This is a genomic window from Cupriavidus agavae (assembly GCF_004217045.1).
GTDB lineage: Bacteria > Pseudomonadota > Gammaproteobacteria > Burkholderiales > Burkholderiaceae > Cupriavidus > Cupriavidus agavae.
In genome coordinates, this window is sequence record NZ_SGXM01000004.1 from 128855 (window position 1) to 148964 (window position 20110).

The 20110-nt window shown below is 69.3% G+C and carries 18 protein-coding genes; 6 read left to right on the top strand and 12 right to left on the bottom strand.

What is annotated here, in order from left to right; genetic code table 11:
- Window positions 1-289: 289 nt before the first annotated feature.
- From EV147_RS16640 to EV147_RS26265, 3 genes are all read left to right on the top strand, one after another.
- A complete protein-coding gene (locus tag EV147_RS16640) occupies window positions 290-2002 on the top strand; it encodes an FAD-dependent oxidoreductase (protein WP_130392328.1) in 1713 nt (570 codons plus the stop codon).
- Between the two features lie 137 nt (window positions 2003-2139).
- Window positions 2140-3150 carry an aldo/keto reductase gene (locus tag EV147_RS16645; RefSeq protein ID WP_130392329.1) on the top strand — a complete coding sequence of 337 codons (1011 nt, stop codon included), beginning with the start codon at window positions 2140-2142 and terminating at the stop codon, window positions 3148-3150.
- A gap of 28 nt (window positions 3151-3178) precedes the next feature.
- Window positions 3179-3394: a hypothetical protein gene (locus tag EV147_RS26265; protein WP_235844804.1), complete on the top strand. Its 216-nt coding sequence runs from the start codon at window positions 3179-3181 to the stop codon at window positions 3392-3394.
- An 18-nt stretch (window positions 3395-3412) separates the two neighbouring features.
- Here the strand turns inward: EV147_RS26265 and EV147_RS16655 are convergent, their stop codons facing one another.
- The 8 genes from EV147_RS16655 to EV147_RS16690 form a co-directional block, all read right to left on the bottom strand.
- The gene (locus EV147_RS16655) at window positions 3413-3616 is read right to left on the bottom strand and encodes a cold-shock protein (RefSeq protein ID WP_130392330.1); all 204 of its coding nucleotides are present in this window, start codon (window positions 3614-3616) and stop codon (window positions 3413-3415) included.
- A 269-nt stretch (window positions 3617-3885) separates the two neighbouring features.
- On the bottom strand, window positions 3886-4827 hold the full coding sequence (locus EV147_RS16660; protein WP_130392529.1) for a Bug family tripartite tricarboxylate transporter substrate binding protein: 942 nt from the start codon (window positions 4825-4827) through the stop codon (window positions 3886-3888).
- A 166-nt stretch (window positions 4828-4993) separates the two neighbouring features.
- Window positions 4994-5827, bottom strand: a complete 834-nt coding sequence (locus EV147_RS16665; RefSeq protein WP_198680275.1) for a GntR family transcriptional regulator — start codon at window positions 5825-5827, stop codon at window positions 4994-4996.
- Between the two features lie 62 nt (window positions 5828-5889).
- The gene (locus EV147_RS16670) at window positions 5890-7110 is read right to left on the bottom strand and encodes an MFS transporter (RefSeq protein WP_130392332.1); all 1221 of its coding nucleotides are present in this window, start codon (window positions 7108-7110) and stop codon (window positions 5890-5892) included.
- Complete coding sequence (locus EV147_RS16675) at window positions 7107-7898, bottom strand: isocitrate lyase/PEP mutase family protein (protein WP_407923257.1); 792 nt, start codon at window positions 7896-7898, stop codon at window positions 7107-7109. Before EV147_RS16675 ends, EV147_RS16670 begins: the two co-directional genes overlap by 4 nt.
- Before the next feature lie 83 nt (window positions 7899-7981).
- Window positions 7982-9112: a TauD/TfdA family dioxygenase gene (locus EV147_RS16680; protein WP_130392334.1), complete on the bottom strand. Its 1131-nt coding sequence runs from the start codon at window positions 9110-9112 to the stop codon at window positions 7982-7984.
- Between the two features lie 19 nt (window positions 9113-9131).
- The gene (locus EV147_RS16685; RefSeq protein WP_130392335.1) at window positions 9132-10097 is read right to left on the bottom strand and encodes a tripartite tricarboxylate transporter substrate binding protein; all 966 of its coding nucleotides are present in this window, start codon (window positions 10095-10097) and stop codon (window positions 9132-9134) included.
- A 280-nt stretch (window positions 10098-10377) separates the two neighbouring features.
- A complete protein-coding gene (locus EV147_RS16690) occupies window positions 10378-12552 on the bottom strand; it encodes a beta-propeller fold lactonase family protein (protein ID WP_130392336.1) in 2175 nt (724 codons plus the stop codon).
- Between the two features lie 249 nt (window positions 12553-12801).
- Between EV147_RS16690 and EV147_RS16695 the strand changes: the two genes are divergently transcribed.
- Both EV147_RS16695 and EV147_RS16700 read left to right on the top strand, forming a co-directional pair.
- Window positions 12802-13041: a hypothetical protein gene (locus EV147_RS16695; RefSeq protein WP_130392337.1), complete on the top strand. Its 240-nt coding sequence runs from the start codon at window positions 12802-12804 to the stop codon at window positions 13039-13041.
- A gap of 218 nt (window positions 13042-13259) precedes the next feature.
- Window positions 13260-13991: a response regulator transcription factor gene (locus tag EV147_RS16700; RefSeq protein ID WP_407923247.1), complete on the top strand. Its 732-nt coding sequence runs from the start codon at window positions 13260-13262 to the stop codon at window positions 13989-13991.
- A gap of 17 nt (window positions 13992-14008) precedes the next feature.
- On the opposite strand, the gene EV147_RS16705 is transcribed toward EV147_RS16700, so the two are convergent.
- From EV147_RS16705 to EV147_RS16715, 3 genes are read right to left on the bottom strand one after another with little or no spacing between them, the layout of a single operon-like run.
- A complete protein-coding gene (locus EV147_RS16705; RefSeq protein ID WP_235844782.1) occupies window positions 14009-16297 on the bottom strand; it encodes a xanthine dehydrogenase family protein molybdopterin-binding subunit in 2289 nt (762 codons plus the stop codon).
- Window positions 16294-16764 carry a (2Fe-2S)-binding protein gene (locus EV147_RS16710; protein ID WP_130392338.1) on the bottom strand — a complete coding sequence of 157 codons (471 nt, stop codon included), beginning with the start codon at window positions 16762-16764 and terminating at the stop codon, window positions 16294-16296. The genes EV147_RS16705 and EV147_RS16710 overlap by 4 nt, the downstream gene beginning before the upstream one ends.
- Window positions 16761-18047 (bottom strand): c-type cytochrome, encoded by a 1287-nt coding sequence (locus tag EV147_RS16715; RefSeq protein ID WP_130392339.1) that lies wholly within the window; start codon window positions 18045-18047, stop codon window positions 16761-16763. The genes EV147_RS16710 and EV147_RS16715 overlap by 4 nt, the downstream gene beginning before the upstream one ends.
- Window positions 18048-18303: 256 nt before the next feature.
- Between EV147_RS16715 and EV147_RS16720 the strand changes: the two genes are divergently transcribed.
- The gene (locus EV147_RS16720; RefSeq protein WP_130392340.1) at window positions 18304-19533 is read left to right on the top strand and encodes an MFS transporter; all 1230 of its coding nucleotides are present in this window, start codon (window positions 18304-18306) and stop codon (window positions 19531-19533) included.
- 39 nt (window positions 19534-19572) lie between these two features.
- On the opposite strand, the gene EV147_RS16725 is transcribed toward EV147_RS16720, so the two are convergent.
- On the bottom strand, window positions 19573-19953 hold the full coding sequence (locus EV147_RS16725; RefSeq protein ID WP_198680276.1) for a response regulator: 381 nt from the start codon (window positions 19951-19953) through the stop codon (window positions 19573-19575).
- Window positions 19954-20110 lie beyond the last annotated feature (157 nt).

Below are 20110 nucleotides of genomic sequence, written 5' to 3' on the forward strand. Positions count from 1 at the left end.
CGAAGCCGCCGCCATCCAGCGCGGCAAGGGCGTTCGATAACGGTAACTGCGGCGACAGACATTGAAGGATAGTCGGCGTGTCCGGCAAGGCCACCCCTGCGCACCGGTTTTTTGTAGCGACTGACGATTTCCCCGTCATGCGGCCCCGCCAGATGTCCTGCCCCGGCGCCTTGCGCTGCGTCCGTCCATGGGTTAACACAAGCTTTGACAGCTTCTCAGGCCCGCCAGCGGCTCGACCGCCGTTTGCGCGGCATACCCGGCCGACACGCAACCGGCACTGGAGCCCTCGATGACAAGCGACGCCCCCAGCACAATGACCTCGCGCCGCGAGCAGATGTATCCGCGCATCACCGAAGCGGAGATCGACCGCATGGTGCGGTTTGGCACGCCGCAGACCTACGAGACCGGCGTCCACCTGCAGACCACCGGTGTGCGTACGCCGGGCATGTTCCTGATCCTGAACGGCGTCGTGGCGATCATCCAGCGCGACGGCATGGGCAATACGCGGCCGATCGTCCAGTTCGGACGCGGCGACTTTGCCGCCGAGCTGGGGGCAATGTCGGGCAAGCCGTCGCTCGTCGACGCCGTGGCCATCGGACGCGTGGAAGCGCTGCTGATCGCGCCGCGCCAGTTGCGGGCGCTGATCGTGGCGGAAGCCGATCTCGGCGAGCGGCTGATCCGCGCGCTGATCCTGCGGCGCGTATCGCTGATCGAGTGGGCGGCCAGCGGGCCGGTGCTGATTGGCCGCCCGGGATCGGCCAACCTGCTGCGCCTGGAAGGCTTCCTGCGCAGCAACGGTGAGCCGTACCGGGTGCTCGACGCCCAGGTGGACGCCGGCGCGGCGGCCCTGATCGCCGAGTACGGCGCGGCGCCCGGCGAGGCCGTGGCCGTGTGTCCGGACGGTTCGGTGCTGGTCAATCCGAGCGAAGCGGCGCTGGCGCGCTGCATGGGCATGGTGGATACCGAGGAGCGCCACGAGATCTTCGACGTGGCCGTGATCGGCGCGGGGCCGGCGGGTCTGGCGACGGCGGTCTACGCGGCATCCGAGGGGCTGCACGTCGTGGTGCTCGACCGGCGCGCCTATGGCGGGCAGGCCGGCGCGAGTGCGCGGATCGAGAACTATCTGGGCTTCCCGACCGGCATCTCGGGCGCTGCGCTGACCGGCCGCGCACACGTCCAGGCCGAGAAGTTCGGGGCTGAAATCCTGATCCCGGCCGAAGTCCAGCGGCTGGACTGCTCGCGTACCGCAGCGGACGGGGCGGTACGGCTGCAACTGACCGATGGGCGCTGGCTGCGCGCACGCAGCATCGTGATCGCCAGCGGCGCGCGCTACCGCCGGCCGGCAGTGCCCACCCTGTCCGACTACGAGGGGCGCGGCGTCTGGTACTGGGCTTCGGCGATCGAGGCGCGCCAATGCGCCGAGGCGGAAGTGGCGCTGGTGGGGGGCGGCAATTCGGCGGGGCAGGCCGCCGTGTTCCTTTCGCAGCATGCGTCGCGCGTGCATGTGCTGGTGCGTGGACCCGGGCTTGCGGCCAGCATGTCGCGCTACCTGATCGACCGGATTGCCGCCGCGCGCAATATCGAGGTACGGCCCTACACCGAGATCGTCACCCTGCACCGCGGTGACTGCAATGGGCTTGTGGGCGTGACGTGGCAGGACCGCCGGTCCGGCGAGACGGAGACAAAGCCGCTGCGCAATATCTTCCTGTTCGTGGGCGCCGATCCCGAGACGCAGTGGCTGGGCGATTGCGGCGTGACCACCGATCGCTCCGGATTCGTGCTCACGGGGCCGCGTGCCGAGGTGCCGGGCAGCGAGCGCGAGCCCGGCGCGCTGGAAACCTGCGTGCCCGGCGTCTACGCGGTGGGCGATGTCCGGTCGGGGTCGATCAAGCGCGTTGGCGGGGCCATCGGCGAGGGCGCCGCCGTCGTCGCGCAGATTCACCAGTACCTCGCCCTGGACAGCCTGCCGGCCGATGGCGTCGCGGCGGCGGCGGTGCGCTGAAGTCCGGGGAATCGTTGCGCCGAGCCTCGCCAAGCGGCACGCCACCGCCTAAGCTTCATCCGTTGCGAAACCTGAACCGGCCCGCCGTGCTCGGCTCTTTCCGAGCGGGTCACCACCGATGACGAACGGAGAAGCGCATGACGATACGCAGCAGCCTGCCGAATGGACCGTTGGGATTTGGCACCGCGCCGCTTGGCAACATGTTCCGCGAGATTCCCGATGCCGAAGCCGAGGCCACCGTCGACGCCGCCTGGGAGCTTGGCACGCGCTTTTTCGATACGGCGCCCTTCTATGGTGCGGGGCTTTCGGAAATCCGGCTTGGCAAGGTGCTGCGCAAGCATCCGCGCGGCGAGTACGTCGTCAGTTCCAAGGTCGGCCGGCTGGTGCTCGATGAAGTGGAAACCGACACCCGGGACTTCGGCGAGAAGACCGGCCTGTTCGCGCACGGACGGCCGAACCGCGTGGTCTATGACTACACCGCCGAAGGGACGATGCGTTCCATCGGGGACAGTATCGAGCGGATGGGCATCGGGCATCTGGACTATGTCTGGGTGCACGACATCGCCCGGGATTTCCACGGCGACGGCTGGCTCGAACAGTTCGAGATCGCCCGCAAGGGTGCCTTCCGTACGCTGGCGCGGCTTCAGGAGGAGGGCGCCATCAAGGCGTGGGGCGTGGGGGTGAACCGCGTGGAAGCTTGCGAACTGGCGCTGGAACAGGAGCCGCGTCCCACCGCCATGCTGCTGGCGGGACGCTACACCCTGCTCGACCATGCCGAGGCCCTGCAGCGCCTGATGCCGGCGGCGGCCGCGCTGGGCGTGGAGGTGGTGGTCGGCGGCCCCTACAGTTCGGGCATTCTGGCGGGCGGCACGCATTTCGAGTACGGCAAGGCGCCGCCCGAGGTGGTGGCCCGCGTGGAGCGCATCAAGGCGCTCGCGGCGCGCTTCGGTATTCCGATCAAGGCCGCGGCGCTGCAGTTCTCGCTCGCCCATCCGGCCAGCGCGGCCGTGATTCCCGGCGCCAGCAAGCCGGACCGGATTCGCGAGGATCACGCCGCGCTGGCGGTGTCGATACCCGACGATTTCTGGCATGCGCTGCGTGCGGAGAATCTGGTATCGCCGGACGCGCCGCTACCCATCGATCGTTGAGATCCGCACGGCAGGTACGGGAGAAATCATGTCCAGACACCTCTTCTGGTGGCGCGCGCTGTGGGCGGTGGCGCTGACTGCCTTCGCAAGCGTGGCCGCGGCGCAGCAGGCGCCGGCAAAGACCGTGGTGCTGGTGCATGGCGCGTTCGCAGATGGCTCGTCATGGCAGAAGGTGATACCGGCTGTGGGGGCTGGCGACCGACAAAAAAAATCCCGGCATTGCCGGGATTTTTTCAAAGCGTAAAGCGGGTAAGGCTGGAACTCAGATCGGCTCGATCTTGGTCGCGGCCGGGCCCTTTTGGCCAACGCCGGCGACGTAGCGGACCTTCTGGCCTTCCTGGAGCGACTTGAAGCCGTTGCCCTGGATTTCCGAGAAGTGGGCGAACAGGTCATTGCCGCCTGCGTCCGGGGTGATGAAGCCGAAGCCCTTGGCGTCGTTGAACCACTTGACAGTACCGGTTTCCATGTGAGGATTCCCTAAAGAAAAGATTCTCGCCATCCGAAAATCCGTAGGCGAGGCATGACGATCAAGGAAGGAACATGGAGAAAAGTGGCGCCGCAACGGGCTGGCACCTTGTGACCTTGTGACCTTGTGCTTCGAGAAAACTGCTTGAAGATCTTGCGAGGGCAGTTATACCCGCGTGCGGAGGGGCTGTCAATTGGTGGTTCGGAAAGTGCCGGCTTCGCACCCGGCGCCGGCGGGCCGGCGGCCGGAGTGCTCCGCACGCGACTTCCTTACTCGACCTTGGCGCCGGACCGCTCGACGATCGACTTCCACTTGCGGTAGTCGCTGTCCACCAGGTCGGCGAACTGCTTCGGGCTCAGCAGCCTGGCCTCGGCGCCCTGCTCGTGGATGGCCTGGACCATTTCGGGGGTGGCCAGCACCTTGTTGACCTCGGCGCCGATCCGCTCGACCACGCTGGCCGGGGTTTTTGCCGGCGCGAAGATGCCGTACCAGGTGCTGACGTCCACGTCCTTGTAGCCGCTTTCGGCCACGGTCGGGACGCTGGGCAGCGACGTGCTGCGGGTAGCCGACGTCACGGCCAGCGCGCGGAGCTTGCCGGCCTTTACCTGGGCCAGGGCCGAGGGAACCGAGGCCACCATCAGGTCGACGTTGCCGGCCATGGCGTCCATCATCGCCGCGTTCGAGCCCTTGTACGGCACGTGGAGCAGCTTGATGCCGGCGGCCTGGCTGAAGATCTCGGCGGCCAGGTGGATGGTGGTGCCGTTGCCGGGCGAGCCGTACTTGATCGATTCGGGATGGGTCTTCGCGGCGGCCACCACGTCTGCCAGCGTCTTGTACTTCGAGCTGGCCGAGGTGACGATCACGATCGGGGTGAAGGCCACGTGGCTGATGGCGATCAGGTCGCGCGAGGGCACGTACGACACCGACTTGTACAGCCACGGCGCCACCACGAGATTGTCTTTCTGGCCCATCACCAGCTCGTAGCCGGTGGGCGCGGCACGTACGGCCTCGGCGATGCCGAGCGTGCCGCCGGCGCCGGGCTTGTTGTCGGGCACGAACGTCCATTTGGTGGACTGCGCCACCTGGTTGGCCACCAGGCGCGCCAGGATATCGGTGCCGCCGCCCGGCGGGAACGGGATCACGAGCCGGATCGGCTTGGCGGGGAACGTGGTGTCCGCCAGCGCCGGGGCGGCGCTCAGGCCGGCGGCCATTGCGGCGCCGGCCAGCGCGGCGTTCAGCAGGGTGCGTCCGGCTTCCCGGCGGGTGAGGGTTCGGGAGCGCATCGGCGGGCGCGAGGCGGCGGCACGGAATTGAGACATGACGGATCCAGACAGCGGGTTACGGACAGCAGCCGCGAATTATACCGGCCGCGCCGCCTCAGCCTGCGCGGCCGTTGCCATCGGCGCTGCGCCACGCGCGGTCCAGCACCATGCGGTACGAGAACCGGTCGGCCGGATGCACCGACAGCGCCATCTCGATCAGTTCGCCGCCGGCGCCGCGGTACTGGCGGTTGATCCATAGACCGGCGGTGCCGGCCGGCACCTTCAGCAGCGTGGCCACCGGGGCGGGCAGCGCGGCGGCGTGGATCACCTGCTCGATGCGCGATACCGCCACGTTGAACTGCTGCTCGATCAGGTGGAAGACCGATGCCTCGATGTCCTGTTCGGTGCCGCGCACGCCCCGGTAGTCGGGGTGCACCCAGACCTCGTTGTAGCAGATTGGCGTCGCCGCATCGTCGCCGGTACGCACGCCCCGGATCACCAGCCAGTGCTGGCCGAGATAGGGGGCAAGTACCGGATCGGCGTCGCCGTCCACCTCGCGCAGCTCGCGCGACAGCACATGCATGCGCGTGCTGGCCGCGTACTGGAGCAGGTCGCCCACCTGGCCCACGGCCAGTTCATAGCCGCGCCGGGCCTGCGTGGCGGTCACCACGGTGCCGATGCGCGGCGTGCGCTTGATCAGTTCGAGCCGGACCAGCCGTTCGATGGCCGCGCGCACCGTATGGCGGCTGGCGCCGAACTGCTTGCACAGTTCCATCTCGGTCGGCAGCTTGCTGCCCACGGCGTATTTGCCCGATTCGATCTCGGCGCGCAGGCTGCGGGCCAGCGCCAGGTAGCGCGGGCTGGCCTCGGCGCGCATGGCGGAGTCTGAAAAATCGTCGTGCAGGGGGCCACCTCGTTCCATGGTCTGCGGAGCTTCGTCAATGGGCATGTCGATCCGGAGCATAGCCGTGCGGTGTCATGGCGGGCAAGCGCTGTTGCATCTGGCGCGCCTCAGCGTGGGGCGCTGCCCGTGGGCGCCGGATGCGGAGACCGGGCGCCGCGCAGCAGCAGCGCCGCGCCGAGGATGGGCACCGCCGCCAGCGCCAGGTAGGCCAGGCTCAGGCTGTGCATCCGTTGCGCGAAGTACCCGAACGCGGCCGGGCCGGCCACCACGCCGAAATACGTACAGAACAGCGCGCCGCCCGTCACCGACGCCACGCGGCCGGGCGGCGCCAGCCGGGCCACCTCGCCCAGATAGATGCCGTTCCAGCCGATGGCCGTGGCGCCGAGCACCGCGCAGACCAGGCACAGCGGCACCAGCGCCCACTGTGCCGTGAACAGGCCGGTGGCCAGCGCGCTGCCGCTCATCAGGACGGCCAGGCAGACCAGCACCCCGCGCGGCGAGCCGGTCAGGTCGGCCAGATGGCCCCAGGCGATGCGGCCGGCGATGCCGGCGCCCTGCGTGATCGCGTAGATCATGCCGGCCTGCGTCAGGCCGATACCGACCTCGGTCGTCAGGTACACCATCAGGTATCCGCTCACGGAGAGCTGGCAGGCCGAGAACAGCAGCGATACGGCCGCCATCGAGCGCAGCCGGCTGTCGCCGAGCACATCGCCGAACATCTGCCGCAGCCTGGGCGCCAGCGCCAGCCTCGCGCCCTGCCCGGCGGGCCGCATGTCGAACTCGCGGCGCAAGGGCTGGCATGCCGCCGCCACGGTCACCGCCGCCAATGCCAGCCCGCCGAGTGCCGCCTGCCACGACCACGACGCGGCCAGTGCCGGCAGTGCGGCACCGGCCAGCAGGCCGCCCAGCGGCACGCCGGTCTGTTTCAGCGAGAAGATGAAGCCGATGCGCTCGGGGGCGGTGGTGCGCGCCAGCATCTGCGAGCTGGCCGGCGTGATCGGGCCATAGCCTAGCCCGCTGACCAGCGCGGCCAGCGGACGCAATTCCGCCAGCCCGGTGGCCAGCAGCGCAAGCGCCACGGCCTGCGCCGCGAGGCCCAGTTGCGATGCCCGCACCGGTCCGAGCGCGCCCACCAGCCCGGCACCGGCCACGCTGCCCACCATGCCGCCCAGATAGACCAGCGACAGGAATACACCCACGCTGGCCAGCGCCACGCCCGGAATGGCCGGCGCCAGCACCGCGAAGGCCAGCGTGCTGGCCGTGGCCAGCATCTGTACGGCCAGCGTGCCGCCCAGCGTAAGCGCGGCGCGTGCCGGGGGAGGGCTCATGAGGCGTGGCGCTTGTCGAAATTCCACACCGATTCGAAATCCATCAGCGTGTTGAACTTCGGGAAGTCATACAGCTGGTCGCCGATGCCCAGCGAGGTCCGGTTGGCCTGCAGATGCCCGTAGACGTTCTCCAGCGCCTTGCCCGCCGCCAGGAAGCCGATGGCCGGATAGATCGCGATGGCGAAGCCCATCTGTTCGAGCGTTTCAGCCGGCAGCACGGGGGTACGGCCGGTCTCCACCACGTTGACCAGCAGCGGCAGGTCGAAGGTGCGGCCGATGATCTCGAGTTCCTTCTCCGACTCCGGCGACTCGACGAACAGGATGTCGGCACCGGCCCGCGCATAGGCTTCGGCGCGCCGCAGGGCTTCGTCGAGGCCCAGCGAGGTGCGGGCGTCGGTGCGGGCCAGGATCAGGAAGTCGCGGCTCTCGCGGGCTTCCACGGCCACCTGGATCTTCTTCACCATGTCTTCCAGCGCAATGACGCGGCGCCCCGGCGTATGGCCGCATTTCTTCGGGAATTCCTGGTCTTCGAGCTGGATCACGCTGGCCCCGGCACGCTCGTAGCCGCGCACCGTGTGGGCCACGTTGAGCAGGCCGCCGTAGCCGGTGTCGCCGTCGCAGATCACCGGCACGGTGGCCGCCGAGCAGAACGAACCCACGCGGTTGACCATGTCGGTGTAGGTGGCCAGCCCGGCGTCGGGCAGGCCCAGGTACGACGCCACGGTGCCGTAGCCGGTCATGTAGAGGCAGTCGAAGCCCATGCGCGTGGCAATGCGCACCGAGATCATGTCGAACACGCCGGGGGCGGCGATCAGGCGCTTGCGCGCCAGCAGTTCGCGGATGGTGGGGCGTTGGGTGGGGGTCGGGCTCATCAGGCGGCTTCCTTGACGGGGTAGATGCGGAGTTTCATGCCATGGGCGTTGGCCAGGCGGGCCTCGAAGGCGCGGATCTCCGGGGTGATGTGGATGCCCCGGAATCCGCCGCGCACGCAGGCGGCGTCCACGTCCTTGTAGGCGTCGCGCCAGGCTTCGGGCAGCGGCTGGGCCTGCGGCAGCGACAGCCAGAGCCGGAACAGGTGCCGCTTGCGCTCGGGCTCGGGGTAATCCTCGTACTCGGTGCGCGAGTGCAGCACGATATGGTTGTTCAGCAGTTGGATATCGCCGGGCTGCAGGTCCATGTGGTAGCAGAGATCCTCGCGCGCCAGCAACTCGTCGAACAGGTCGAGTGCCTCGGTCTGCTGCGGCGTGAGCCGCGGCACGTCGGGGAAGGTCTGCTGCGCGCCCTTGATGTGGTTGCGGATGTGGCGGCAGGCAAAGTGCCCGTCGCGCACGCCGAAGACCGGCGCCAAATACCACGGCGCTTCCTCGGGCGCCTGCTCGCCCTGGCGGCTGAAGACCAGCGGCGCGTAGAGTTCGGCCACGAGGTCGGGACGCAGCCGCAGCATCTCGTTGTGGGCCGTGATCGAGCTGGAGACCAGGCTCGAACCGCCGCTCCTGGCCGTGCGCACGCAGAACAGGCCCACCATGTCGCTGCCGTCGGCGTGGAAGTCCAGGCCCGAGCGCGTGTTGTAGCCGCGTCCCGTGCTCGACCGGTAGGTGCCCCCGGCATCGCGCACGTCGGAGACGAACTGGCTCATCTTGCCTTGCGGGCGGGCCACTCCCAGCACCAGGCCGATGCCCCAGAACAGCTTGCGCAGCGCGTCGGTGTCCCAGCGCTCCACCGGGAAGCCGCGCAGCAGCTTCAGGCCGAAGCCGCCCTGCGTCTCGTCGATCAGCGCCACCAGGCGGCGCCGCACGCGGGCGTCGAGCGGGAAGTCTTCGATCGACATGTCGAGCAGGTCGCGCCCGGTGCCGAGCGTGTGGCGCAGCGCCTGCTCCAGCGCGTCGATCTCGCCGGGGCTCAGCACGTGGATCCAGCTGGTGTCGCGCTCCACGTCCTCGCGCTTCCAGCCGCCCGCTACCTCGCGGATGGCATTGCCGGCAGTTGTCGTCGTTGCTTGCATGGTGATATCTCCCGTTCCCTTATTCGGCTTGCAGGTTCACTTCCCGGGCCAGGCGCTGCCAGAACGCGAAGTCCTGCTTCACCTCGGCGTTGAACTGGTCCACCGGCTGGGCTACCGGCGTGGCGGCCTGCTCGGCGAGGATTTCCTTCATGTCGGGCGCCATGACGATGTCATGCACTTCCTTCTGCAGCCGCTCCAGCGCGGCCTTGGGCGTCTTGGCCGGCGCGTAGAGGCTGTACGAGGTGTAGACCTCGAAATCCTTCATGCCGGACTCGATCATGGTGGGCACGCCGGGCAGCGCGGCCGTGCGCTGGGCGCCGGTCACGGCCAGCGGGCGGAGCTTGCCCGAGGTGATGAAAGGCTTGGCGGTCAGCACGCTGGTCACGCCCACGGTGGTCACGCCGCCAATCACGTCGGTCATCAGCGGGGAGCCGCCCTTGTAGGCCACGTTGACCATGTCCAGGTGCTGGTACTTGTTGTACATGGCGCCCACCAGCCGGGTCATGTTCTCGGAACTGCCGTACGAATACTTGTCGGGCTTGGCCTTGACGTGCTTCGCGAAGTCCACCGCGTTGGTGGCCGGAAATTCGGACTGGGTGACGAAGACCAGTGGCGATTTGGCCACCATCGTCACGCCCACCAGGTCGGTGAACGTGTCGTACGGCATCTTCTTGTAGAGGATGGGGTTGAGCAGGTGCGTGTTGACCACCAGCACCACGGTATGGCCGTCCGGTGCGGACTTGGCCACGAAATCGGTGCCGATGATGCCGTTGGCGCCCGGCTTGTTGTCCACCACCACGGGCTGCTTGAGGCGCGGCGTCAGCCGTTCCGCCAGGCGGCGCGCCACGATGTCGGTGCCGCCGCCGGCCGAGTACGGCACCACGATCCGCACCGGCTTGTCGGGGAAGTCTGCGTGGGCGGGCAGGGCAAGCGCGGCAAGGCTCAGCGACAGGCCGAGCGCTGCAAGTCTGAAGGGGGCGGGCATGTGGGTTTGTCTCCTCTTTCGGCGAGGTGGTGAAGTCCGGCTGGTGCCGGATCGAAACCTTGCTGTCCGTATTTATTCTTTTGTCCGGACAAATCGTGAGACAAGCATAGGAGGGCCTGCCGCGACTTGCAAGGCCGGCGGACTCCGTGTTTTTACCGAGGGGAGCAGGACGCACGGAAATGTGCGGCCGGAGGCAGGAGGGGAAGAGGCGCCCGGCGCATCACGTGCCGGGCGGGGAGGCGGGGGAAGGTGGTGGAAGGTGGCGGAGAGCGGCGAACGATCAGTCGATGCGGCTTGCCACCGCCAGCCCGCCGATGGCGGACAGGGCCGCGACCGGCGAGCGCAACGTGGTCAACGCGCCCGACGCGCCCACGCCAAACGCCGAGATCTGGTTCGGACCGTCGTGGCTCACGTAGAGTTGCCGGCCGTCGGCGCTCAGTGCCAGCGCCAGGGGCCGGGCCGGCACCGCGTAGTAGATGGGCACCGACAGCGCGTTGCCGGTGCGCGTGAACACCGCGATGCGGTTGGCCGCCGTTTCCGCGACGAAGACGTAGCGGCCGGCGGGGTCCGCAGCCACGCCGCTGGCCGACATGGACGCGACGGACAGCGCCGAGGTCGCGAGGCCGGTGACGAGGCTGATCCGGATCGCGTTCACGAAATTTGTCGTGGGCGTGGAGGCGTACAGCATGTCGCCGCCGGGTGAGACCGCCAGAGCTGCCACGGAGCCCCCCAACGTCCACAGCGACGTGGCGCTGGCCGGTAGCCCCGATGCGGGATCGAGCGGGAGCGCCAGCACGCTCATGGTCAACTGGTTCGCCGCGTACAGCGTGGTGCCCGAGGGGGCCATCGCGAGCGGACCCGGAATGCCGCCGAACGGGAACCGCCCGAGCCGGGTCAGCGCGCCGGTGGCGGGGTTGACGGCCAGCGTGTCGATGGCCTGGTCCACGACATTCGACGCATGGAGATAGCTGCCGTTCGGGTCTGCCGCCAGCGCCCGGCAGCCGCCGCCGGGTATCGCTTCGAGCAGCGTCAGCGCCCGCGTCACGGCGTCCACGCGGAAGCGCAGCACCGATTGGGTGGCGTCGTCGCAGCCATACGCGAAGGTGCCGGACGGCGACATCGCCATCGCGCTGCCGGTCATCGCCACGGTGCCGGTCTGCGCCGTCAGGCTGCCGTCGGCCGCCTCGATGCCAAAGCTCGCGTACGCCGCGCCCGCGGCCAGCAGGGCCGGTGCCGAGACGGTCACCGGCGTGGCGCCGTGGACCATCGCCAGACCGGACGGCCGCGCCCGCGTGGCGGCCGGGCCGGAGTCCAGCGCGGTCAGGGTGCCGGTGGCGGCATCGATCGAGAACGCGCTTACGGTGTTGCCGGCGGCGTCGGCGGTGTAGACATGCGTGCCGTCCGCATCGACGGCGATGGAAAGCGGCTGGGCGCCTGTGGGCACGACGCCAAGCGCGGTCAGGCCGCCGGCGCCGTCGAAGCGATAGGCCGACACCGAATTGCCATCGCGGTTGGCCACGTAGACGCCCCGGCCATCGGGCGTCAGCGCCACCGCGGAGGGTCCGACCCCGGTGGCGATCCCGATCACCCGCGACAACGCGCCGTTGGTGTCGATCGCGTACAGATCCAGGCTGTTCGAACCGTAGAGCGGCACGAAGGCAAAGCGTCCGTCAGGCGAGACCTTGACGTCATAGGGCCGGATGCCGGTCGTCAGCGTGCCGGCAAGCGTCAGGCTGCCAGTGGTCGGGTCGATCGCAAAGCTGCGCAGCCGGTTGGCACCGAAGTCCGGAACCAGGGCGAACTGGCCGTCCGGCGTCAGCGCGAGGGCGATGGCGTTGATGCCGGCGCCCGTGCGGGTGGCTACGGGCGTCAGCGCGCCGGTGGCGGCATCGACCGTGAACGTCATCACGCTGCCGCTGCCGCCCGTAACCGCGAACAGGCGCCGGCCGGAGGCGTCCACCCGCAGCGTGACCGGGTCGGCCCCGATGGCGGCCGTGCTGGCCACCGTGGGGGCGCCGGTCTTCGCGTCGAGCGCCAACGTCGAGATACTGCCGTCCAGGGAATTGGCCACGAACGCAAAGCGCCCGTCAGCCGTGGTGGCGATACCACGCGGACCGTCGCCCACGCGCACCCATCCGCGCGACTGCCACTGGCCGGTCAGCGGATCGACGTGGTACGCCGAGACCGTGTCGTCGTCGAAGTTGGACGCGTAGGCCAGCCGCAGCCGGGTGCCGGCCGGGATGGCTGGGTCGACCGGGGTGGGTTCCGCCGGCGCCACCGGGTCCGGCGTGGTGCCCGGCGCGCCGGGCGTGTTGGCGGCCGGCGGCGTGGCGGCCACGGCGGGGGTATCGTCGCCGCCGCAACCGGCGAGCGTGGCCGCTACCAGCGAAGACAGGACCAGCAGCGCAAGCGCGCGCGGCCGCGCAGGCGCGCGGCGTGAGAGGAATGCGAACATCGGCGACCCCGGTATTTATAGTGTTTTGGAAAGCGGTGCGACTATCGCCCAATGGCGCGCAGGTGGCAATAGTCTTTTCGAGTGGCCCCGGGCGGGCAAGGAATGCGCGTCCGCAATCATCCCTTCGTATAACCCCGGCATGCGAGTGCGCTACCGTGGTTGTGCCATCGGGCAATGCACAGGCGGATGCCGGCTGCCTACTATTGGCTGACAGGGCGCGTTGGTGTGCGCCCAAGGGGGAAATAAGCCATGAATCAATCTGCCGGCCTCGAAGTGATCCGCCTGCGCGCCGCTGCGTCAGCCCTGACCCAGGACGCGCGGCTGTGGCGCTGGTTCTCCGACCAGATGGAAGAACACCGCCTGAACTGCGAGCGCAACCGCGACTTCTGGCGCATTACCGTGGCGGGCCGCGAACTGGCCTGCGACCGCTCGTTCGACGTGGCCGTGCGCGCCGCCTACACGCTGAGCCGCGCACTGGAGGCGCTGTAGCCGGTTGCAATTTCGGCAAAAGCACCGATAATTCCGCTTCGCGTAGGGCGGAACCACGTCGGCGGCAGGCCGCAAGCCTGCACCAGAACGCCGCGCCATTATGCAGTTCCGGCCAAGAGCCGGAGCCTGTCCGCCCGCCTGCGCCACGCGCTGCATGCCCCGGGACACCCCCGGGGGCCGGGCAGGATGTCATACCAGATGCATAGTGAGAGTCAGCAATGAACAACAGGTCCGCCATGCTGGGCGAAGGAACGGACGCCGGGGCCGAGGGGCCTGACGGCGTCGTGCTCGTCGTGGACGACGACCGCGACATGCGCAGCGCGTTGTCGAGCCTGTTCCGCTCCATCGGCCTGGCCACCGCGGCATTCGCCTCGGGCGAGGAACTGCTGGCCCACGGCATTCCGGACCAGCCCACCTGCATCGTGCTCGATGTGCGCCTGCGCGGCGCCAGCGGGCTGGATCTCCAGACTCACCTCAACGACGCCGGCAAGACGGCGTCGATCGTCTTCATCTCGGGCTACGGCGACGTGCCGATGACCGTGGCGGCGATGAAGGCCGGCGCGGTCAACTTCATCGCCAAGCCCTTCCGCGAACAGGACCTGCTCGACGCCGTCAACGAGGCGCTGCAGCGCGACCGCGACCGCCGCCAGGCCCTGTCGCAGACGCGGCAGCTGCGCGAGCGCTTTGCCGGACTGACCGGCCGCGAGCAGGAGGTCATGCAACTGCTGGTGCGCGGGCTCATGAACAAGCAGGTGGCCGACAGCCTCGGCATCAGCCAGGCCACCGTCAAGATCTATCGCGGCCAGGCCATGCGCAAGATGCAGGCGCGCACGTTCGCCGAACTGGTCATCATGGCCCAGACGCTGGGGCTGGTGAAGGCCGGCGACGTGCCGCTCGCCGTCGCCGCGCCCGAGGCGCTGGACACGGCCAGCCAGGCGCGCGCCGCCTGAAGCCACGGCCTCCCGTTTCAGGGGGCAATCCGGTTTTTCAGCCGTTCGCCGGCCAGCGGCATGTCGCGCAGGCGCTGGCCCGTGGCGTCGAACAGCGCATTGCCGATGGCGCCCGCCGTCGGTCCCATTGCCGCCTCGGCCACGCCGAGGAATGGCAAGCCGGGCCGGTCGATCAGGTGGACGTTGACCTGCGCCGGCACGGCCGAGAAGCGCAGGATCGGGTAGGTGCCCCAGTCGTAGCTGCGGATGCCCTGCGGATCGAAGCGCAATTGCTCGTAGAGTGTCCAACTGGCCGACTGGATCACGCCGCCCTGGATCTGGTTGCGCACCCCGTCCGGGTTGACCACCTGCCCGCAATCCACGGCAACCTCGGCACGTTCCAGCCTGACCTGCCCCGTATCGCGCTCGACCGACACTTCCACCGCCATCGCCACATAGGCCATCAGGTTCTTGTACTTGCCGAAGGCAAAGCCCACGCCGTGCCCGGGCTTGCGCGCCGCGCGGGGCCAGCCGAAGCGCTGCGCGGCGAGCCGGATCACGTCGAGTGCGCGCGGATCGTCCATGTGCCGGATACGGAACTGCACGGGGTCGATGCCGGCCGCATGCGCGAGGTCGTCCATGAACGTCTCGATCGTGAAGAGGTTCATGTGCGCGCCCAGCGAGCGCATGGCCGAGGTGCGCAGCGGCATGGTCGGCGAGAAGTTGTTGACGATATGGCTGCTCGGCAGCCGGTAGAGTGGAATCGCGTTGCGGTCGCCACCGCCCTCGGGCTGCAGCATCGGCGTGGACGGCGCGGGAGTGAACGGCCTGGCCAGCAACGTGGCCGGCAGCAGCCGTCCGGCGTTGACGACGCGCTCGTTGTGCGAACTGCTCCAGAGCGCATAGTCCCAGTCGACGATGGTGCCGTCCGCCGACAGCGACGCCCTGACCTGCGTGACCATCGCCGGCGTGAAGTGGTCCCAGAGGTTTTCCTGGTCCCGCATCCACTGCACGCGCACCGGCTGGCCGGGCAGCGCGCGGGCCAGCAGCGCGGCGTGCGCCGCGGCATCGTCGGCGGGATTGTGGCCGTAGCAGCCCGAGCCTTCCACGTGGATGCAGCGGATCCTGTCCTTCGGCATCGACAGCATCTCGGCCAGCCCATCGCGCAGCGGATAGACCCCCTGCGAGTGCGTCCAGACCGTCAGCATGCCGTTGTCGAGGTGGCCCACCGCGCAGGACGGGCCGATCGAGCCGTGCATCAGGTAGCGCTTGGTATAGGTGGCCGACAGCGTTTTCACGCCCGGTGCCATCGCCGCGCGCTGGTTGGCGATCACGATCTGTTCGGTGCTGATTCGCTTGAGCTGGGCGTCGACCTGATCGGGCGCCGGCAGCGCGCGGCCCGGCCCCCAGCGGCAGCCGGCCGACAGCGCGCGCTGCGCCAGCACGGCCTGCCATTCGCGGCGTGCCACCACGGCCAGCATGTTGCCATCGCGGACGATGGCCACGAAGCCCGGCGTGGCCCGCGCCGCCGTCTCGTCCACCGACAGCAGTTGCGCGCCATAGGCAGCCGGCAGGACCACGCGCGCATGCACCATGCCCGGCAGCTTCATGTCCTGCACGTAGCTCGGGCCGCCGGTGACCTTGCCCGGTATGTCGACGCGCGGCAGCGGCTTGCCGATCACGGTGAACGTCGACGGATCGCGCAGTGGCGATGTGGGTGTGGCCACCACGTGCAGGTTCACGCGCGGCAGCAGTTCGGCGAATGTCAGCGTGCGGCCATCGGCGGCGACGATGCGCGCGTCGCGGGCCGTGAGCGCCGCGGGCGCGACGTTCCACGTGCGCGCGGCGGCATCGACCAGCAGCCCGCGCACCTGCGCTGCGGCGTTCAGCAGCGCGCTGCCGCTGTCGGCCATCGTGTGGCTGCCGGCGGTCAGGCCCTCGTCGGGCGAGCGGCCGGTATCGGCGGTCAGGAAGGTGATGCGGTGCGGCGCAATCTGCAACTCTTCGGCGGCCACCTGCAGCAAGGCGGTGCGCACGCCGGTGCCCAGTTCGACCTTGCCGGTGTAGACGGTGACGTGATTGTCCGGTGCCACCTTGATCCAGGCATCGAGATACGGATTGGTCCTGAGGCTGCCGGCAAGCTTCACGTAGTCGCGGCCCACGGTCACGGCGGCGCCTTCGTCGGCCAGCACCATCTGCGCCAGCGCCGCGCGTCCCGGCAGCAGCGAAAAGCCCACCACCAGCGCGCCCGACACCATGAAGGCGCGGCGGCCGGGGTTGTCGACCGGCTTGTCGAGCGGCTTGTCCATCAGGTCGTCACGGCTCATTGCGTGGCCTCCGCCGCGCGTCCGCTGGCCGCGCGGATCGCCGCCAGGATGCGCATGTGGGTGCCGCAGCGGCACAGGTTGGGTTCCATGTGGGTCAGGATTTCGGCGTCGGTGGGATGCGGGTTGCGGTCCAGCAGTGCCTGCGCGCGCATGATCATCCCGGCGATGCAGTAGCCGCACTGCGCGGCCTGGTGGTCGATGAATGCCTGCTGCAGCGGGCCCGGCTTCTGCGCGGTACCGAGGCTCTCGATGGTGCGCACCGGCCGCTTGCCGATGGCTGCTACCGGCGTCACGCAGGAAAACGTGGGTTTGCCCTCGACGATGACCGTGCACGCGCCGCACTGGCCCATGCCGCAGCCGAACTTGGCGCCGTGCAGGCCCAGGTCTTCGCGCAAGGCATAGAGCAGCGGCGTGGCCGGGTCGATGTCGAGGTCGTGGCTGACGCCGTTGACGGTGAGCTGGATCATCGCGTCGCATCTCCCTTGCGGATGGCTGCCACCGCCTGCGGCACGTCCTGCCAGGGCGACAGCGTGGAATAGGTGGCGCGCAGGTACATGGCCAGGTCGGCAAGCTGCGCGTCGTCGAAGGTGGCGCCGAAGGCCGGCATGTAGTGCATGGGCTGCTCGCCCTGCCACGGCACGCCGAGCAGCATCATCTGGATCACGTTGCGCGGCGTGGCGGCCTGCACCGCGCTGCTGGTGGCCAGGCCCGGGCGGCCGCCGACGCTCTGCATCGGCGCCTTCTCGCCGTGGCACGACGCGCAGGCGCCACGGAAAAGCACCGCCCCGCGGGCGATGGCCTGCCGGTCCACTTCGGCCGCATGTGAAGGCGCCGGGTCGCCCGCCGGCTGCTGCAGCGAGAACAGGTAGGTGGCCATCGCCTGCACGTCCTGCAGCGGCACGGTGGCCAGCTCCTGCGTCACGGGCAGCATCGGGCCGGCCGCCGCGCCATGGCGTGCCGACATGCCGGTGCGCAGGTAGGTCACGAGGTCGGCCTCGGTCCAGGGCACGCGTGCGCGGGACAGGCGCACCAGCGAGGGGGCTTCCCAACCATCGACCACGCCGCCGTGCAGCGCCTTGCCCCAGCTTTCGGCGCCGATGGGGTTCAGCGGGCTATGGCATGCGGCGCAGTGTCCAAGGCCGGTCACGAGTTCGCGCCCGCGATTCCATGCCACGCTCTGCGCGGGGTCCGGAGCGTCGGGGCCGGGGCGCAGGAACAGCACGTTCCAGAACGCCACGAGCTGCCGGAAGTTCAGCGGGAAGATCAGGTCGTTGTCCGGGGCCTTGGCCACGACCGGATCGCGCCGCATCAGGAAGGCGTAAGCCGCCGCAATGTCGTCATCGGACATGCGCGTGTAGTGGACATACGGGAACGCCGGATAGAGCTGGTGGCCGTCGCGGGCGATGCCACGGCGCAGCGCGCGGCGGAACGCATCGAGCGACCAGCTGCCAATGCCGGTCTGCGCGTCGGGTGTGATGTTGGTGGTGTAGAGCGTGCCGAACGGCGTGGACAGCGGCAGCCCGCCCGCATAGGGCTTGCCGCCGGGCGCGGTGTGGCACACCGCGCAATCGCCCAGCGCCACCACGCGTGCGCCGCGCAGCGCCAGCTCACGGTCGATGGAGGCAGGCGCGGGTGGCTGGATTGGCGCAATGGCCGGCTCGTACATCAGGCAGGCCGCCACGGCGGCGCCCACGGCGGCGAGGGCCGCGGCGGCGATCAGGATGGGCTTCCATCGGTTTCGGGACAGCATGTGGTGGACTCCCTGCGTCTTGTTGGCTGGCTCTGGCAGTGCATGGCTGGCTGCAGGGAATCGTAGAAAACCATGGCGCCGCGAACAATCGGAGGGTGGTCGTTGCTGGCTGACACCATGGTATTGGCCCCGATATACCGCCAGATGGCGACGCCGGCGCGCGCCGTGCGAACAGGCAAGGATTCCCCGCGCCGCGAACACGGTGGCGCCGCCGCTGCACCTACGCTGCAGCGCATCTACCTCACCAGGCATGCCCATGTCCTCCACTCATACCTCCGCGCATCCTCCGGCTGCGCATTCCCAACCCGCCACGCTGCCGCTGCGCACCGTGCTGTTGCTGGCGGCCGCTGCCGGGCTCTCGGTGGCATCGCTCTACTACAGCCAGCCGATGCTCGGCGTGCTGGCCGACAGCATCGGCGCCTCGAACCACGACGTGGGCCTGCTGCCGACGCTGACGCAGCTCGGCTATGCGCTCGGCATCCTGTTTCTGGCGCCGCTGGGCGACCGCTACGACCGGCGCCGCATCATCGTGATCAAGGCGGCGATCCTTGCCACGGCGCTGCTGCTGGGTGCGTCGTCGTCGGGGATTGGCCTGCTGCTGGTGTCGAGCGCGCTGATCGGCATTACCGCGACGATGGCGCAGGACGTGGTGCCCGCCGCGGCCACGCTGGCACCGGAGGCGCACCGCGGCAAGATCGTTGGCACCGTGATGACGGGGCTGCTGCTCGGCATCCTGCTGTCACGTGTGGTCAGTGGCTTCGTGGCCGAGCATTTCGGCTGGCGCGCGATGTTCGTCAGCGCGGCCGCCAGCGTGGCGCTGATTGGCGCGGCGTGCTGGCGCGGCCTGCCGCGCTTCCACCCGACTTCGCATCTGCCGTATGGGGCGTTGCTCGGCTCGCTGGTCAAGCTGTGGCGCCAGCACGGTGCGCTGCGCCGCGCGATGCTGGCGCAGGGGTTGCTGTCGGTGGGCTTCAGCGCCTTCTGGTCGACGCTGGCGATCATGCTGCACGAGGCGCCGTTTCACCTCGGCAGCGCCTCGGCCGGTGCCTTCGGGTTGGCCGGCGCGGCTGGCGCGCTGGCGGCGCCGCTGGCCGGCCGCATTGCGGACAAGCGCGGACCGGAAGTGGTCACGCGGCTCGGCGCGGCGGTAGCGGCGGTATCGTTCGGTGCGATGCTGCTGTCGCCCTGGCTGATGCCCGATGCCCGGCTGGCGCTGATCGTGGTCTGTGCGCTGGGCTTCGACCTGGGCGTGCAGGTCACGCTGGTGGCGCACCAGACCATCATCTACAGCATCGATCCGGGTGCGCGCAGCCGCCTCAACGCGGTGCTGTTCGTCGGCATGTTCGCCGGCATGGCGGCGGGTTCGGCGCTCGGCAACGTGGTATTGCTGCGCTGGGGCTGGGAGGGTGTCTCAGTGCTCGCGCTGGCCAGTTCGCTGGGCGCGCTTGCCGTACGCTGCTGGCCCGGTGCGCGCCAGGCGCATTGAGAAAGCGCCCGGCGTCCGCCCGGGGCGCCGGGCGCGGCGCTAGCCTTCGCCGCGCAGCTTCAGGGCATTCTCGATGCAGTGGATGATATCGGTGTCCTGGAACGGCTTGTTGAGGAAGCACGCGGCGCCGGCGTTGCGCGCCCGCTGCTCGTAGCCCTCGTGGGCGAAGGCGGTCATGAAGATCACCGGCATCTGGTGGCCGGCTTCGCGCAGTGCCTCGCACAGCGCGAAGCCGTTCATGACCGGCATCTGCACATCGGTGATCACCAGGTCGATGCCGCCGATCGTTGCGGACTGCAGCAGTTCGGGCCCGCCGCCATACAACTCCACCGACATGTCGAGGGAGCGCACCAGTCGTCCCATGGCATGCCTGACTGAAGCGTCGTCGTCGACAATGGCAATCACGGGGGTGGCATTCACACGAAATCCTTGAATAGTCTTGGGCGCCGACAAGGGTCAACGCTTGCTCACAGCATAATCGCGCCGGGCCGTGGCCCATATCATACGGTGGTATTGCCGGCGGTCCGCCGACACCCGCCGAACGTGCCACGGACCACGTCCGCGCGAAAAACTGCAC